We start from the raw sequence: 16,041 nt of genomic DNA on the forward strand, positions 1-16,041 counted from the left end.
ATGGCGGAATCGCTTCAGGTGGAGACACACGGCCTCGACGTCATCGGCGACGCCGAGCGCAAGGGCACCCCGCGGACGCTGTTCTGGCCCTGGTTCGGGGCCAACGTCTCGATCCTCGGCCTGAGTTACGGGGCCTTCGCGCTCGGCTTCGGGATCTCCTTCTGGCAGGCGCTCGTCGCCGGCGTCATCGGCATCGTCTTCTCCTTCCTGCTGTGCGGCTTCATCGCGGTGGCCGGCAAGCGCGGCTCCGCGCCGACGATGGTCCTCAGCCGGGCCGCGTACGGCGTGCGCGGCAACCGGCTGCCGTCGGTGATCTCCTGGGTGCTCACCGTCGGCTGGGAGACCGTGCTGTGCGCGCTGGCCACCATGGCCACCGCGACCGTCTTCGGACGGCTCGGCTGGGGCGGCGGCACCGAGACCAAGGTGGTCGCCCTCGTCCTGGTCGGCGCGCTCACCGTCGTCGGCGGCGTGATGGGCTTCGACCTGATCATGCGGCTGCAGACGGTGATCACGGTCGTCACCGGCGTGCTCACCGTCGTCTACATCGCGCTGGTCGCCGACCACATCCACTGGAGCACCGTCAGCGCCCTGCCGGCCGGCTCCGCCCAGGAGTTCATCGGCGCGCTGGTCTTCATGATGACGGGCTTCGGCCTCGGCTGGGTCAACGCCGCCGCCGACTACTCCCGCTACCTTCCCCGGAGTTCGTCGAGCCGCGGCGTGATCGGCTGGACCACCTTCGGCGCCTCGGTCGCCCCGCTCCTGCTGCTGGTCTTCGGCCTGCTGCTGGCCGGCTCCTCCACCAAGCTCAACACGGCCGTCGCCGCCGACCCCATCGGCGCCCTCACCACCATCCTGCCCACCTGGTTCCTGGTTCCGTTCGCCGTGGTCGCGGTGCTCGGACTGGTCGGCGGCGCGGTCCTGGACATCTACTCCTCGGGCCTCGCGCTGCTGTCCGCGGGCATCCGCATCCCCCGCTACCTGGCCGCCTTCGTGGACGGCGTCCTGATGATCGCGGGCTCGATCTACATCGTCTTCCTCGCCGACGACTTCCTCGGCCAGTTCATGGGCTTCCTCACCACGCTGGGCGTCCCCATCGCCGCCTGGTGCGGCATCATGCTCGCCGACCTCGCCCTGCGCCGCCGCGACTACGACGAAGGCGACCTCTACCGCCCCGCCGGCCGCTACGGCGACGCCCCGCTCACCCCGCTCCTGCTCACCGTCGCCGCCACCGCCCTCGGCTGGGGCCTGGTCACCAACTCGGCCGCGAGCTGGCTGACCTGGCAGGGCTACCTGCTCGACCCCTTCGGCCTCGGCGGCAAGTCCGGCGCGTGGGCGTACGCCAACCTCGGCGTGCTGGCCGCCCTCGCGCTCGGCTTCCTCGGCACCCTCGCCCTGAGCCGGGGCCGCGTCCACGCCCAGGAGGCACAGGCCCCGAGCCGGCTGGACGCGGAGGCGGCCGTATGACCACCGGTCTGCTCGCGGTCATCGACATGCAGCGCGTCTTCGCCGACCCCGACAGCCCCTGGGCCACGCCCCGTTACAACGAGGCCGCGGCAGGAGTACGACGTCTGCTGCCGGCCTACGGCGAGCGGGTCGCCTTCACCCGCTTCCTGGCCCCCGCGAAACCGGACGGCGCCTGGCGCGCCTACTACGACCGCTGGCCCTTCGCCCTCAAGCCACCGGACGCCGAACTGTGGGAACTCACCGAGGAGTTCACCGGCCACAAGGGTCACGTCCTCGACGCCCCGACCTTCGGCAAGTGGACCCCGGAACTCGCCCGGCACGTCGGCCCCGGGGGCCGCCTGGTGCTCGCGGGCGTCAGCACCGACTGCTGCGTCCTGTCCACCGCGCTCGCCGCCGCCGACGCCGGGGTCGAGGTGGTGGTCGCCGCGGACGCCTGCGCGGGAGCGGACGACGACTCGCACACCAAGGCGCTCCAGATCATGGACCTGTACCGGCCGCTGATCCGCGTGACGACCGTCTCCGGGATTCTCGGGGAGGCCGGGTGAGCGGAGTCCCGCTCAAGCACCAGCGCATCACCGAGGTGCTCGCGAAGGAGATCCGCAGCGGTCGTCGCCCGGCGGGGGAGCGGCTGCCCGGCGAGCACGCGCTGGCCCAGCGGTTCGGAGTCAGCCGTACGACGGTCCGCGCGGCCCTCGCCGAACTGTGCGAGGCTGGACTGATCGCCACCCGCACCGGCAAGGGCTCCTACGTGCTCTTCGACGGCCGCCCCCTGGAGGACAGCCTCGGCTGGGCCCGCGCGCTCGCCACCCGGAGCACCGACGCCCGGGTGCGGACGCTGGCCGTGCGCGAGGTCCGCGAGGCGCGACTTGCCGAGCAACTCGCCCTGGCCGACGGCGAGTTCGTGTGCGTGGAGCGGACCCGCGAGCTGGTCGCCGACGGCACGGTGGTGACGTACGAACGCAGCTTCCTGCCGCCCGTGCCGGGCATACGGGAGCTGCCGGGACGCGGGTTCGCGGGGGAGTCCCTCACCGACGTGATGCTGCGGGCCGGGCTGCGGCCCGACCATGGCGAGCAGCGGCTGGCGGGGCGGCGCATCGACGCGCGGGAGGCGGAGCTGCTGCGGCGGACGCCGGGCGACTGGTTCCTCGACACGCGGCGCACCAGCCGCGCGGCCGACGGCAGCTTCGTCGAGCACGTCGTCAGCCTGCTCGACCCGGACCACTTCCAGCTGACGCTCGAATTCGGCTGACGGTTGGCGATTTCGGGTCGGTACCCCGGGACTGCCGGCGTGTTCAATCACTCGTAGCGCGTCATGAACCGGACGGCCCCACACGTCAGGAGGCACCGTGCTCGTCCCTCCCGAACCCGCCCTCACCGAAGCCGAGATCATCCGGCGCGCCGTGGCGCTCCGGCCCGTCCTGCTCGAACGGCAGCCGGAGACCGAGCAGTTGACGCACTACCCGAAGGAGACCCACGAGGACTTTCTGCGGGCGGGGTTCTACCGGATCCTGCAGCCGCGGCGGTACGGCGGGTACGAGTTCGGGCTGCCCGTGTTCTACCGGGTCGTGAGCGAGCTCGCCCGCGGGTGCCCGTCCACCGGGTGGGCCCTCTCGCTCACCGCCGCCCATGTGCTCCAGGTGGCCACGGTCTTCGAGGAGCGGGCGCAGGACGAGATCTTCGGCGCCGACGGCGAGTTCCGGGCCGCGTCGACCGTCGTGCCGGTCGGGGTCGCGACCCCGGACGGGGACGGGCATGTCGTGCTCGACGGCACCTGGCCGTACTCCTCCGGCGCGCCGTACTCGACCCACTACGTCGGTCAGACCCTCCGCGCGCCCGCCACCCCGGGCGACCCGCCCGGCCCGCCGGTGCTCTTCGTCGCGCCGCGGTCGGCCTGGACGGTGCTGGACGACTGGCACGGCGTCCTCGGACTGCGCGGGAGCGGGTCCAACAGCGTGCACATGGAGCAGGCGCGCATCCCGGCGTACCTCACCCGCGAGGCGTTCCTGCTCGACCTTCCGGTGGAGGGCGGCAGCGTCGGTTCCGAACTGCACGGCAACCCGATGTACGCGGGGCGCGCGCCCAGCTTCTTCCACGGGGAGCTGGCCGCCATCATGATCGGCATCGCGTACGCCGCCGCCGACGAGTACGCCCGGATCGTCGCCGCCCGCCCCCTCACCCTGGAGCCCGACCGCACCCGTGCCGACCTGCACGACTACCAGCGGCACCTCGGCGAGGCGCTCGGCATGATCCACATGGCCGAGGCGGCGCTGCGGCAGACCGCCGAGGACTGGATGGAGGCGTGCCGGCGCAATGCGAGCGGCGAGGCCCCCTTCACCACCGCCGAGGACAACCGGCTCGCGCTGATGTTCCTGAACGCCGGGCGCATCGCCTGGGACGTACTGCAGGGCACCCTGTTCCGCACCGCCGGCTCCCGGCACGCCCGCGACGGCGAGCGGATGCAGCGCTACTTCCGGGACGCGGCCACGTACTGGACGCATGTCGGCCCCAGCATGGCCGAGCCGCTGACCCGCCGGGTCGGCTGCGACCGCCTCGGCCTGCCCTCGGACCACATCGCCCTGATCCCATAGCGCTCCCGGGGCTTCTGCGCGGTCGAAGGTGTGTCTCGCTTCCGATCGGGTACGCGAGCAGGGCCGCGCCCGGAAGCGATCTTGCCGTCGGGTGGGGCGTACCACCGCCGCTACCAGGGGATCTGCCATGGAGACACCTGCCCACCGCAACAACGCCACACCGGCCCGGCAGGCGCTGGACGCGCTGGCCGTGAACACCGAGGACACGGCGGCGCTGGACACGCTCGCCGGCAGCGATGTGCTCGTTCCCGTGCCCGACGACGCGAACCAGGGCGACGGGGCCGATCCCGCCGCCGTGGCGCTGCCCGTCCTGGAACAGCCCGGGGGTGACCCGGTGGTTCCGGTGTTCACCTCGGAGGTGGAGATGGCGGAGCTGCTGCCGTACATCTCCAGCTACCGTCTGGTGCCGCTGGGCGCGCTGGCCTCCCAGTGGCCGGCCGACGATCTGTCCCTCACCATCGACGCGGGTTCCGACCACCCGCTGACGCTGACCTCGGAAGGGGTGCGCACCCTGCTGGCGCGCCCGTAGACCGTGATGGAGGGGGCCCGGCCACCGAACTCGGAAGGGGAGCGGCCGGGCCCGGGCAGGGTGCGGGCGGTCTCCCGCTCCCGCACCCGGGCTCTCGCACGACACGAGGACGAACGGCGCCGACCCCGTTCATCCTCGGACGCCCGCGGTCGCCGTGGCAGACGATACGTCCGTCAGGGCGCCCGCGTCGCTCCCTGATGCGCGGGGACTGTCCGCAAAACGCGGCGGATCGAGGCATTCACGTGGCGCGCGGGATCCGCGAGGGCGACTCCCCTGAGTACGCCATCGGCGGGCCCGTCCACGCGAGTACGGTGACCGGATGGAACAGCGCATCACTCTGATCACGCTGGGCGTTTCCGATCTCGCCCGTTCCAAGGCCTTCTACGAGGCGCTGGGCTGGCGGGGACAGGAGGTCGCGGAGACCGTCTTCTTCCAGGCCGGCGGCCTCGGGTTCGTACTGTGGAGCCGGGACGAGCTGGCCCGGGACTGCGGTCTGGAGCCCACGCCGGCGAGCGGTTTCGGCGGGATCGCCCTCGCGCACAACGTCCGCTCGGAGGCCGAGGTCGACGCACTGCTGGCGGCCGTGGAGCGGGCCGGCGGGACCGTCACCAAGCCCGCCGCCGTCAACGCCATCGGCTTCTACTCCAGCGCCTTCACCGACCCCGACGGCCACGCCTGGGAAGTCGCCCACAACCCCGGCTTCCCGCTCGCCGAGGACGGCTCGGTCACCATCCCCGACTTCGGCGGCCTCGCGTAGCGCTTCCGCAAGGGCCTGGTGAACCGTGCGTTCACGGTGGAGTATCCACAGGAGTGCGACTGCGGGGTCCTGCAACGGAGGAACCGACGGAGGAGGCACGGTATGAAGGACCGCACCTATCTCAAGCCGCCCTGGATGCAGCGCAACGTCGGCAACCGGCTCGCGCCGCTGTTCGGGCGGTCGGTCGTGTCCCGGCTCTCGGTGCGCGGCCGCACCAGCGGCCAGTGGCGCACCGTGCCCGTCGCCGTACTGGAGTACGAGGGGGCGCGCTACCTCGTCTCCTACCGCGGCCTGAGCGACTGGGCGCTCAACCTCCAGGCCTCGCCCGAGTGCCGGGTCACCGCCCACGGCCGCACCGAGGACCTCATGGCGGAGGAGGTCCCCGAGGCCGACCGCCCGCCCATCATGGCGGCGTACCGCGACAAGTACGGCGGCATGCCGACCGTCTCCGCGGTACTGACCGCGCTGCCGGACCCCGCCGACCATCCGGTCTTCCGCCTGCACGCCCGGAGTTGAGCGTGCGGCGCGGGGCCGGGAACCCGGTCCCTCACGCCGCGTCGACGGTGGTGGGCTGGGGGTAGGTGACGCCGGTCAGCTCCTCGGAGAGCGTCCACAGACGGCGGGCGGCGGCCGGGTCGCCGGCCGCGGCCGAACGGCCGACCAGGGTCGGGGCGCCGCGCATCTCACCGAGGCCGTCGGGGCCGACATAGCTCGCGCCGGGCAGGTCCTGGACGGCGGCGAACAGGGTGGGCAGGGCACCGGCCTTGTTGTCCTGGGCCATGACGCGGTTGCCGACCCGCATGAGGAGACGCCGCACCGCGCTGGCGTCACGGCTCTGCAGATTCGTGACGGCATAGCCGGGGTGCGCGGCCGTGGCCCGCACGGACGAGCCCGACTCCGTCAGCCGGCGCTGCAGTTCCAGCGTGAACAGCAGGTTGGCCAGCTTGGACTGGCCGTACGCCTTCATGGGCGTGTACTCGCCGGTGAGGTTGAGGTTGTCGAAGTGGATGTACGGTCCGCCGATCCTGTGCGCGCCGGACGACACCGTCACCACCCGGTCGGTGATGCGCGGCAGCAGCAGGTTCGTCAGGGCGAAGTGGCCCAGGTGGTTGGTGCCGATCTGGGTCTCGAAGCCGTCCTTGGTGGCGGACTCCGGGATGTTCATGACGCCGGCGTTGTTGATGAGCAGGTCCAGATCGCCGCGCCAGTTCCAGGCGAACTCGCGCACGGAGGAGAGGTCGGCGAGGTCGAGGCGGCGTACCTCCACGCTGCCGTCGACCCCGGCCGCCGCGGCCTCGCCGCGCTTCGGGTCCCGGACGGCGAGCACGACGTGCGCGCCGGCGCCGGCCAGCGCCTCCACGGTCGCGATGCCGAGCCCGCTGTTGGCGCCGGTGACGACGACGGTGCGGCCCGTCTGGTCGGGGATGTCGGACACGGTCCACTTGCTGGGTGCAGTAGTCATGGCAGCCAATGTAGGCGTCGCCAACAATGCTGTCAATGACAACAAAGATGGCGGTGCCAACAATGTAGTCACGGAACACATGCCCGATACACTGGCGCGTATGTACACCCGCCCTCGCAGCTACCACCACGGAGACCTGCGCGCCGCGCTGCTGACCCGCGCCGAGGAGACGCTCCGGGAGAAGGGGCCGGCCGCGCTGTCGCTGCGTGAGCTCGCCCGTGATCTCGGCGTCAGCCATGCCGCGCCGAGCCGCCACTTCAAGGACAAGCAGGCGCTGCTCGACGCCCTGGCGCTGACCGGGTTCGACCGGTTGGCGACGGCCCTGAAGGCGTCCCAGGAGGGGCTCGGGGAGTCGTTCGCGGAGCGCCTCGACGCCATGGTCCGCGCCTATGTGGGGTTCGCGCTCGGCAATGCCGTACTGCTGGACCTGATGTACTCGATCAAGCACGATCCGGAGGCGTCCGAGGCGCTGGTCGCGGCCACCGAACGCTGGTCCGACCTGCTGGTGGAGCTGATCGTCGAGGGGCAGCGCCGGGGTGAACTGCGCGCGGGGACAACGGAGTCCGTGGGCGTGCCGATCTTCGCCACCCTGCACGGGTACGCCAACCTCGCAGCCACGGGCATGCTGCCCCCGGACACCGACGAGCGCGCGCTCGACGACGTGATTGCCTTCATCCTGCGGGGGGCCGCGCCGGAATAGGGGTACCCGCGACTGCTGGGGCCTGTCCGGCGGATCAGCTCGGCGTCGCGGGGTCTGGCACGCACTCCCCCGGAGGGGGCACCCCCAGCCGTGTTGTCGTCACTCGCCGACGTCCCCCAGCCTTCGGCCGGGAGGTGCCCCCACCGCGTCGACTCCCTCAAGGCAGTGGGGGAGCGCCAGGCCCCGCTCGGGTGAGCCAGGAGGCGCCGTTTCTTATAGCCGACCTGATCCGCCGGACAGGCGCTAGCCCAACATCCGCGCCAGCGCGGCGCGTTGCAGTGGCAGTACCTCGGTGTGCAGGTCCCGGCCCTTGGTGGTCAGGGTGACCCACACGCCGCGGCGGTCCTCCACGCAGACGGAGCGCTCCAGCAGGCCGTCCTTCTCCAGTCGGGCGATCAGCCGGGACAGCGCGCTCTGGCTGAGATGGACTCGGCCGACCAGGTTCTGCACCCGGCACTGGTCCCCGTCGCGGGGCGACTCGGAGGCGAGGATGTCCAGCACCTCGAAGTCGCTCGCGCCCAGGCCGTACGGGTGCAGCACCCGGTCGATCTCGCACATCGTGCGAGCGTGCGTGGACAGGATGTCCCGCCACTTGTCCTCGAGCCGGGCCTCGGCCGTCTTCGCTCCCATACCCGCACGGTAACACCGAATCAGCCATTCGTTGAGCGTGCAATTAGTGCGGGTGCATGCAGTGGCCGGGTCAGGAGGTCGGGTCCTGAAGCAGCCCGATGTGGTTGCCGTCGGCGTCCTTCACGAAGGCGATCAGCCTGCCGTTGCCGACGTCCTGGGCGTCCTGCAGCACCTCGGCGCCCGCCTCGCGCAGCGCCGCGAGCCGGCCCCGGATGTCGGAGACGTGCCAGTAGGGCACCGGTCCGGTCATGCCCTTGGCGTGGCCGTTGGGGTCGAGGCCGATGTCCTGTCCGGCGTCCTTGAAGCCGACGTAGTACGGCTCGTCCGCGTACGGCTCCACCTCCAGCAGCGCGCTGAACAGGGCCTTCGCCGCGGCGATGTCCTTGACGGGGTAGATGACGGTGTTGAGGCCGGCGGTCATGGTGTGCTCCTCCGCATCGGGTGACCCGACGGTTTTCGTCGGTGGTTTCACGCTAGGGCGGGGGAGCGGTGGACGGCTTCTCGAATCCTGACCGCCTGGAGCCGTGAGTCGACCACCTCAAGGATCAGAGGGTCCGCCGTACGGGAGATCAGCTGTCCGCGATCAGCAGCCGGTAGCCGACGTCCATGCTGTCGAGCGTGAGCAGACCGGCGTGCCGCTCGTGCCAGCGGCCCGTCGCCAGGTCGTCACCGAGCGCCGCGAGGCCCGGGGCGAGGGCGTCCTCCCCGGTCTGCGCGAACAGGGAGATCCCGGCACGCACGCGTGGGTCGAGGTAGGCGTCGGGCCGGCGCCAGAACGCGGCGCCGAACCCGTCGGTGCAGTCGTGCGGGACGGGGACGGGCTCGACGCGCGCCCCGCCGAGCAGCTCGGCCAGCCGCCCGATCGGTACGGCGCGGGTGTCGTCGTAGGCGGCGGCGCTCGGGAGGTAGTCGCGCACGAGCCAGAACCGCTCGCGGAAGACCGCCTGGTCCCAGGTCAGGACGACGATGCGGCGGCGGGCCACCCGGCGCAGCTCGGCGAGACCCGCCGCCGGGTCGGTCCAGTGGTGCACGGTCAGCAGCGCCATCACGGCGTCGGCGGCGCCGGTGCGCAACGGCAGCCGCTCGGCGACGGCACACACCGCGGGCGCGGCTCCGGGCAGGCGCTGGGCGATCATGACCTGGCTCGGCTCGACGGCGAGAACCGTGCGGGGCGGCTCGTAGGAGCCGGTGCCCGCGCCGACGTTGATCACCTCGGCGCTGTCCCCGAGCGCGGCGTGGATCCGCGCGGCGATCCGCGGATCCGGTCGCCGGGTGAGGCCGTACGTCGTGCCGAGCGTGTCGTAGATGGCCATGCCCCTCAGTATGCGAAGGGACGGCCGTGCCGGGGAGGGAACGACGGACGGGGCCCGGGAGCTTCGGCCCCCGGGCCCCGAGCGCCCATGTCCCCTGCCGCTATGTGGAGTCCCGCTTCACCAGCTCCGTGGGCAGGATCACCGCCGCCGGGTCCTCGCCGCCGATCTGGGCGAGCAGCACCCGTACCATCTCGGCGCTGATGCGGTCGTAGGGCTGGCGGATCGTGGTGAGGGGCGGGGTCGCCTCGATCGCCGCGACGGAGTCGTCGAAGCCGCCCACCGACACGTCCTCCGGGACCCTGCGGCCCGCCCGGTACAGCGCCGTCAGGGCGCCCTGCGCCATCAGGTCGGAGGCGACGAACACGGCGTCCATGTCCGGGGCCTGGGCCAGCAGCCGTTCGGCCCCGGCCTCGCCGCTGGCCCGGCTGTAGTCGCCGGAGACGACGAGCCGTTCGTCGATCTCGATGCCCGCGTCGGCGAGCACCTCCTTGTACCCGGCGAGACGGTCCACACCGCCGGGCGTGTCCAGCGGTCCGCTCACCATCCCGATGCGACGGCGGCCCAGCGACAGCAGATGGCGAACCATGTCCCGGGCGCCGTCCCGGTCGTCCGCGGCCACGTAACTCACCTTGGATCCGAGGCCCATGGGCTTGCCGCACTGCACGAGGGGCACGCCCGCCTTGTGCAGCTCCTCCGCGACCGGGTCCCCGGAGTGGCTGGAGACCAGCAGCACGCCGTCGACATGACCGGCCGTGATGTAGCGGGTTATGCGCCGCCGTTCGTCCTTGGTGCCCGCCAGCATCAGCAGCAGCGGAATGTCGTGCGCCGCCAGCGCCTGGGTGCAGGCGCTCAGCAGCACATTGAAGTTGGGGTCCTCGAAGAACCGCTCCTGAGGCTCCGTCAGCAGGAAGCCGACGGAGTCCGAACGGCCGGTGATCAGTGAGCGCGCGTGCCTGTTGACGACGTACCCCGTCTTGCGGATCGCCGCGTTGACCGCCTCCGCCGCGGCCGGGCTGACGTAGTGCCCGCCGTTGAGCACCCGCGAGACGGTGCCCCGCGAGACACCCGCCTCGCGGGCCACGTCGTGGATCGTCGGCGGTCTGCGTCGGCCCCCCGTGTTGCTCATGGTCATGACTTTACGGCTCCGGAGAGCAGGTCGAGGCTCCAGAACCGCTGGACGACCAGGAAGAGCGCGATCAGCGGAAGCACCGCCAGGAACGCGCCCGTGATCACCAGGGTGTAGAGCGCGGGAGTGTTGGCACCCTGTTCGAGCAGTGTGTACAGGCCCAGCGTGATCGGGAACTTCTCGTCGTCGCTGAGCATGATGTACGGCAGCAGGAAGTTGTTCCACACGGCCACGAACTGGAACAGGAACACCGTCACCAGACCGGGCACCATCATCGGCAGCGCGACCCGGGTGAAGATCCGCCACTCGCTCGCCCCGTCCATCCGCCCCGCCTCGACCACGTCGGTCGGCACGGCTGCCGCGGCGTAGATGCGCGCGAGGTAGACGCCGTACGGCGAAAGGATCTGCGGGAGCAGCACGGACAGGTAGGAGTCCGAGAGGTCCGCCTTGGCCAGCAGCAGGTACTGCGGGATGGCGAGGATGATCGGCGGCATCAGCACGCCGGCGAGCAGGACGTTGAAGATCGTCTCGCGACCGCGGAAGCGGTAGGTCGCCAGCGCGTAGCCGCTGAACGCCGACACGCACGTCGACAGCAGGGCGCCCAGACCGGCGTAGAGGGCGGAGTTGCCCATCCACTTCCAGTACACGCCGTCGCGATAGGCGTTCAGCTGCTTGATGTTGTCGGCGAAGCCGCTGCCGGGCAGGAACGTGAACGTGGAGAACAGCTCGCGCCCGGACTTGGTGGACGCGATGACGACCCACGCAACCGGCAGCAGCGTGTAGATCGCGCCGATCAGCAGCGTGACCGTCGGGACCAGCGAGATCCGGCGGCGCAGCGGCGGACGGTCCTGGGCGGTACCCGTGGTGCCGGCCGTGGCGGGGACCTTCTGGACGGCGAGGGAACTCATCGTGCGGCCTCCTGCTTCTGACGGCGGTTCGCGGCCCGCAGGAAGCCGAAGGACAGGACGAGTGTCGCGACGGCGATGATCACGGCCTCGGCGGCCGCCTGGTAGATGTCGCCCTTGCGGAACGCGTCCTGGTAGACGGTCATCAGCGGACTCCAGGTCAGCGGCAGGGAGTTGGTGAGCGGTTTGAGGGTGGTCGGCTCGTTGAACACCTGGAGCGTCGCGATGATCGAGAAGAAGAAGGTCAGCACCAGTGAGGGCGCCACCATCGGGATCTTGATCCGCAGCGCGATCTGCAGCGGGGTGGCGCCGTCCAGCTTGGCCGCCTCGTACACCTCGGCCGGGATCGACTTCAGCGAGGTGTAGATGACGATCATGTTGAAGCCGGTGCCGCCCCAGACCGCGATGTTGGCCATCGCGAGGTACAGCGGACCCCCGTCGAGCAGGTTCGGCTGCGGCAGGTTCAGCTTCTCCAGCACGTAGTAGAAGGGGCTGACGTCCGGCAGGTACAGGAAGCCCCACATCAGGGCCGCCACCACGCCGGGAATGGCGTACGGCAGGAAGATCGCCAGCCGGGTGAAGGGGGCGAGCCGCACCCTCTCCGAGTCGAGCATCAGCGCGAACAGGAGGGCGAGGCCGAGCATCACCGGGACGACGATGCAGCCGTAGCCGAGCACGCGCAGCGCCCCGTGCAGCAGCTCGCTGTCGGTGAGGGCGTCGGAGTAGTTCTCCAGGCCGGCCCAGACCTCCTTGCGGGCACCCGAACCCAGGCCGAGCCCGGAGACGTGCACCTTGCGGAAGCTCAGGTAGGCCGCGTAGCCGATGGGCAGCGCGAAGAACAGAGCGAAGAGGAGCGTTGCGGGGAGGAGGAAGGCGTACGGGGCCCCCTTGACCCCGTACGACCTCCGGCGGGTGGTGCTGCTCACTGAGCGACCTCGAAGCCCTGCTTCTTCAGGTCGGCGACCGTGGCGTCCTGCATCTTGTCCAGGGCGGCCGTGAAGTCCGACTTGTTCTTGGCGGCGGCGCCGAACGCGTCGTTGAAGGTCGTGTACGCGACGTTCACGTTCGGGCCCCAGGCCGAGGGCGCCGTGGTCTTCGCGATCTCGGCGGCCTTGGTGTAGAAGTCCGACTGGTTCGAGAAGTACGCCGGGGGAGTGGCGAAGGCGCCGCTGGTCTGGGCGTTGGTGGCGGCCGGGTAGATACCGCTCTCCTTGGCCAGCGCCTGCAGGGCCGTGCCGTCCGTGTTCAGCCAGGCGGCGAACTTGGCGGCGGCCTCCTTGTGCGCCGAGTCCGAGGTGACGGCGGTGGAGGAGCCGCCCCAGCTGCCCGTGACGTTCTCACCGGCGGACCACTGGGGGAGCGGGGCCATGGCCCACTTGCCCTTGGTGTCGGGCGCGGCCGTGGTCAGCGTGCCCGGCGCCCACACGGCGGAGACCCAGGCGATCTGCTTGCCGGTGTTCAGCGCCTTGTTCCAGGACGGCGTGTACATCGGCTGGTTGTCGATGGCGCCCTCCTTGACCAGGCCGCCCCAGAAGTCGGCGACCTTCTTGGTGGCCGCGTCGTTGATGCCGACCTTCCACTTGTCGCCGGAGGTCGTCCACCACTTGGCGCCGGCCTGCTGGGCGAGGCCCGCGAAGAGGCCGGAGTCGTTGGCGGAGAAGGTGGTGAGGTCCTTGTCCGGGGCCTTCTTCTTCAGCGCGCGGGCGGTCTCGGCGAACTCGTCCCAGGTGGTCGGGACCTTCAGGCCGTACTTCTTGAAGAGGTCGGCGCGGTAGTAGAACATCATCGGCCCGATGTCCTGCGGCACCGCGTACACCGCGTCCGTGCCCAGCGTGGTCTGCTGCCAGACGCCCTCGGCGAAGTCGCTCTTCGCGTCGCCGACCTGCTTCGATATGTCGGCGAGCGCGTCGTTGCTGACCAGCGTCGGCAGCGCCTGGTACTCGGCCTGCACCAGGTCCGGGGCCGTCTTCGCCTTGTGCGCGGTGAGGATCTTGGTGACCAGCGTGTCGCCGGACGCCTGCTTCTTCACCGTGACCGTGATCTGGTCCTTCTTGCCCGGACCCTTGTTCCACAGGTCCACGACCTTGTCCATGCCGGGCGTCCAGGTCCAGTACGTCAGCGAGACCGGACCGGACTCGGCCTTGCTGTCCGAGTCGGACGAACCGCACGCGGCGAGTGCGGTGGCGCCGAGGGCGACGGCGATGGTGCAAGCCACGAGGCGACTGCGCTTCGTGTTGGGCATGGATCTCTCCCCTGACCTGGGCCCCCGCCTGCTGCGGGAACCTGCCATGCGAATCACATGAGCCGGGCCCCCGCCCGTCGCGAGGACCTGTCATGCTGCTCTGTGAGCGTTCACAGTAGAGAAACATCCCGGACACTTGTCAATGGTTGTTGCTGTGCGGTTATGTTGGGCTCGCACCACCGCCGCTGTGTGTGCACGTTCCCAAATGATCGATAAAACGGGAGAGATCCATGCCGGAGACCAGCCCCAGGGGCCTCACCAGGCTCGCCTTCGGTGGGGACTACAACCCCGAGCAGTGGCCGGAAAGCGTCTGGCACGAGGACGTCCGGCTGATGCGCGAGGCCGGCGTCACGATGGTGAGCCTCGGAATCTTCTCCTGGGCGCTCCTCGAGCCCTCACCTGGGGTGTACGACTTCGGCTGGCTGGACCGGATCGTCGACCTGCTGCACGAGAACGGCATCCGCGTCGACCTGGGCACGCCCACCGTCTGCCCGCCCGCCTGGTTCTACCGCGCCCACCCCGAGGCGCTGCCGGTCAGCCGCGAGGGCGTGCGCTACGAGTTCGGCTCCCGCGCCGCGATCTGTCACAGCAACGCCGACTACCGCGCGGCCGCCGCGACCATCACCGGCAAGCTCGCCGAGCGCTACGGCGACCACCCGGCCCTCGCGATGTGGCACGTGCACAACGAGTACGGCGTCCCCGTCTCCGCCTGCTACTGCGACTCCTGCGCCGCCCACTTCCGCCGCTGGCTGCGGACGACGTACGAGAACGTCGAAGCCGTCAACGAGGCCTGGGGCACCGCCTTCTGGGGCCAGCGCTACGCCGGCTTCGACCAGATCAACCCGCCGCGCGCCACCCCGACGGCCGTCAACCCGGCCCAGGCGCTGGACTACAAGCGCTTCGCGGACGACACCATGCGCGAGAACTTCTGCGCGGAGCGGGACATCCTGCACCGCCTGTCACCCGGCGTCCCGGTCACCACGAACTTCATGACCGCCCTCAGCCAGTGCGACTCCGTCGACTACTGGGCCTGGGGCCGCGAGGTCGACCTCGTCACCAACGACCACTACCTGATCACCGACGGCCGCCGCACCCACGTCAACCTCGCGATGGCCGCCGACCTCACCCGCTCCGTCGCCGGCGGCGCCCCCTGGCTGCTCCTGGAGCACTCCACCTCGGGCGTCAACTGGCAGCCGCGCAACCCGGCCAAGGCGCCCGGCCAGATGGCCCGCAACTCCCTGGCCCACGTGGCGCGCGGCTCCGACGGCGCGATGTTCTTCCAGTGGCGCCAGTCCCGGCGCGGCGCCGAGAAGTTCCACTCGGCGATGCTCCCGCACGGCGGCACGGACACGCGCGTGTGGCGCGAGGTCGTCGAACTGGGCGCGTCCCTCGACTCGTTGAGCACCGTCCGCGGCAGCCGCACCGAGGCCGACGTGGCCGTCCTGTGGGACTGGCACTCCTGGTGGGCGCAGAACCTGGAGTGGCGCCCCAGCGAGGACCACGACCCGCGCGAGCGCGCCGACGCCTTCTACGAGGCCCTGTACGACCGCCACCTCACGGTCGACTTCGCCCACCCGGAAGCCGACTTGTCGAGGTATCCCCTTGTCGTCGTGCCCGCCCTCTACCTGATGACGGAGGCGGCCGGGAACAACCTCAAGGAGTACGTCGAGCGGGGCGGCACCCTCGTCGTCTCGTACTTCTCCGGCATCGTCGACGAGCACGACGCCGTCCACCCGGGCGCCTACCCGGGCGCGCTCCGGGACGTGCTGGGCCTGACCGTCGAGGAGTTCTCGCCGCTGCTGCAGGGGCAGCTGGTACGCATCACCGGCCCGGACGGCAGCGAACTCGCCGGTGACGTGTGGAGCGAGTTCGTGGTGCCGCGCGGCGCCGAGACCGTGTGGACGTACGCCGACGGCCTGACCGCGGGCCGGCCGGCCGTCACCCGCCACCACCTCGGCGAGGGCACCGCCTGGTACGTCTCGACCCGCCTCGCCGCCGAGGGCCTGGACGCCCTGCTGGGCTGGGCCTTGGAGGACGCCCGGGTCGCCCCGCGCGCCGACCTGCCCCGCGACGTCGAGGTCGTCCGCCGCACCGGTGAGTCGGGCAGCTATCTGTTCGCGATCAACCACACCGGCTCGGACGCGAAGGTGCCGCTGGAGGCGCACGGCACCGAGCTGCTGACCGGTGAACGCGCCGCGGGCCGCCTCGCGCTGCCCGCGGGAGCCGTCCGGGTCGTACGACTCGACGGCTGAGCCGACTCCCCTCCGCCCGCGCGTGCCACGAGAGCCGCGGGCGGAGGGGCTCTCCCTCCGGGTGCCACCGGAA

General features: G+C 71.0%; 17 protein-coding genes. 9 read left to right on the forward strand and 8 right to left on the reverse strand.

All coding sequences use genetic code 11. From position 1 onward, the window contains the following. The 7 genes from MQP27_RS30665 (at position 1) to MQP27_RS30695 (ending at position 5,854) form a co-directional block, all read left to right on the forward strand. Positions 1 to 1,464 (forward strand): purine-cytosine permease family protein, encoded by a 1,464-nt coding sequence (locus MQP27_RS30665; protein ID WP_242769212.1) that lies wholly within the window; start codon positions 1 to 3, stop codon positions 1,462 to 1,464. Continuing rightward, positions 1,461 to 2,009, forward strand: a complete 549-nt coding sequence (locus MQP27_RS30670; protein ID WP_242769213.1) for a cysteine hydrolase family protein — start codon at positions 1,461 to 1,463, stop codon at positions 2,007 to 2,009. The genes MQP27_RS30665 and MQP27_RS30670 overlap by 4 nt, the downstream gene beginning before the upstream one ends. Further along, entirely contained in the window at positions 2,006 to 2,713 is a 708-nt protein-coding gene (locus tag MQP27_RS30675; RefSeq protein WP_242769214.1) for a GntR family transcriptional regulator, read from the forward strand. The genes MQP27_RS30670 and MQP27_RS30675 overlap by 4 nt, the downstream gene beginning before the upstream one ends. Positions 2,714 to 2,810: 97 nt before the next feature. Beyond that, a complete protein-coding gene (locus MQP27_RS51460) occupies positions 2,811 to 4,052 on the forward strand; it encodes an acyl-CoA dehydrogenase family protein (RefSeq protein WP_242769215.1) in 1,242 nt (413 codons plus the stop codon). Positions 4,053 to 4,179: 127 nt separating this feature from the next. Then, positions 4,180 to 4,581 carry an SseB family protein gene (locus MQP27_RS30685; protein ID WP_242769216.1) on the forward strand — a complete coding sequence of 134 codons (402 nt, stop codon included), beginning with the start codon at positions 4,180 to 4,182 and terminating at the stop codon, positions 4,579 to 4,581. A gap of 319 nt (positions 4,582 to 4,900) precedes the next feature. Continuing rightward, positions 4,901 to 5,338 carry a VOC family protein gene (locus tag MQP27_RS30690; RefSeq protein WP_242769217.1) on the forward strand — a complete coding sequence of 146 codons (438 nt, stop codon included), beginning with the start codon at positions 4,901 to 4,903 and terminating at the stop codon, positions 5,336 to 5,338. Between the two features lie 102 nt (positions 5,339 to 5,440). Next, positions 5,441 to 5,854 (forward strand): nitroreductase family deazaflavin-dependent oxidoreductase, encoded by a 414-nt coding sequence (locus MQP27_RS30695; RefSeq protein ID WP_242769218.1) that lies wholly within the window; start codon positions 5,441 to 5,443, stop codon positions 5,852 to 5,854. A 31-nt stretch (positions 5,855 to 5,885) separates the two neighbouring features. Here MQP27_RS30695 and MQP27_RS30700 read toward each other — a convergent pair whose 3' ends face one another. Further along, positions 5,886 to 6,800 carry an oxidoreductase gene (locus tag MQP27_RS30700; RefSeq protein WP_242769219.1) on the reverse strand — a complete coding sequence of 305 codons (915 nt, stop codon included), beginning with the start codon at positions 6,798 to 6,800 and terminating at the stop codon, positions 5,886 to 5,888. A 100-nt stretch (positions 6,801 to 6,900) separates the two neighbouring features. Here MQP27_RS30700 and MQP27_RS30705 point away from each other — a divergent pair, with 100 nt between their 5' ends. Continuing rightward, positions 6,901 to 7,500, forward strand: coding sequence for a TetR/AcrR family transcriptional regulator (locus tag MQP27_RS30705; RefSeq protein WP_242769224.1), 600 nt, complete (start codon positions 6,901 to 6,903; stop codon positions 7,498 to 7,500). A 243-nt stretch (positions 7,501 to 7,743) separates the two neighbouring features. On the opposite strand, the gene MQP27_RS30710 is transcribed toward MQP27_RS30705, so the two are convergent. The 7 genes from MQP27_RS30710 to MQP27_RS30740 form a co-directional block, all read right to left on the reverse strand. Further along, positions 7,744 to 8,130 carry a MarR family winged helix-turn-helix transcriptional regulator gene (locus tag MQP27_RS30710; protein WP_242769226.1) on the reverse strand — a complete coding sequence of 129 codons (387 nt, stop codon included), beginning with the start codon at positions 8,128 to 8,130 and terminating at the stop codon, positions 7,744 to 7,746. Between the two features lie 70 nt (positions 8,131 to 8,200). Further along, entirely contained in the window at positions 8,201 to 8,551 is a 351-nt protein-coding gene (locus MQP27_RS30715; RefSeq protein ID WP_242769228.1) for a VOC family protein, read from the reverse strand. Positions 8,552 to 8,699: 148 nt separating this feature from the next. Next, positions 8,700 to 9,443 carry a methyltransferase domain-containing protein gene (locus tag MQP27_RS30720; protein ID WP_242769230.1) on the reverse strand — a complete coding sequence of 248 codons (744 nt, stop codon included), beginning with the start codon at positions 9,441 to 9,443 and terminating at the stop codon, positions 8,700 to 8,702. A 100-nt stretch (positions 9,444 to 9,543) separates the two neighbouring features. Beyond that, positions 9,544 to 10,575 carry a LacI family DNA-binding transcriptional regulator gene (locus MQP27_RS30725; RefSeq protein ID WP_242769232.1) on the reverse strand — a complete coding sequence of 344 codons (1,032 nt, stop codon included), beginning with the start codon at positions 10,573 to 10,575 and terminating at the stop codon, positions 9,544 to 9,546. Next, positions 10,572 to 11,477: a carbohydrate ABC transporter permease gene (locus MQP27_RS30730; protein ID WP_242769234.1), complete on the reverse strand. Its 906-nt coding sequence runs from the start codon at positions 11,475 to 11,477 to the stop codon at positions 10,572 to 10,574. The genes MQP27_RS30725 and MQP27_RS30730 overlap by 4 nt, the downstream gene beginning before the upstream one ends. Further along, the gene (locus MQP27_RS30735; protein WP_242769246.1) at positions 11,474 to 12,400 is read right to left on the reverse strand and encodes a carbohydrate ABC transporter permease; all 927 of its coding nucleotides are present in this window, start codon (positions 12,398 to 12,400) and stop codon (positions 11,474 to 11,476) included. The genes MQP27_RS30730 and MQP27_RS30735 overlap by 4 nt, the downstream gene beginning before the upstream one ends. Continuing rightward, complete coding sequence (locus MQP27_RS30740; protein WP_242769250.1) at positions 12,397 to 13,716, reverse strand: ABC transporter substrate-binding protein; 1,320 nt, start codon at positions 13,714 to 13,716, stop codon at positions 12,397 to 12,399. The genes MQP27_RS30735 and MQP27_RS30740 overlap by 4 nt, the downstream gene beginning before the upstream one ends. 230 nt (positions 13,717 to 13,946) lie before the next feature. On the opposite strand from MQP27_RS30740, the gene MQP27_RS30745 reads away from it, so the two are divergent. Further along, a complete protein-coding gene (locus tag MQP27_RS30745) occupies positions 13,947 to 15,968 on the forward strand; it encodes a beta-galactosidase (RefSeq protein ID WP_242769268.1) in 2,022 nt (673 codons plus the stop codon). Positions 15,969 to 16,041 lie beyond the last annotated feature (73 nt).

Source organism: Streptomyces cylindrosporus (assembly GCF_022698165.1).
Taxonomy (GTDB): Bacteria; Actinomycetota; Actinomycetes; order Streptomycetales; family Streptomycetaceae; genus Streptomyces; species Streptomyces cylindrosporus.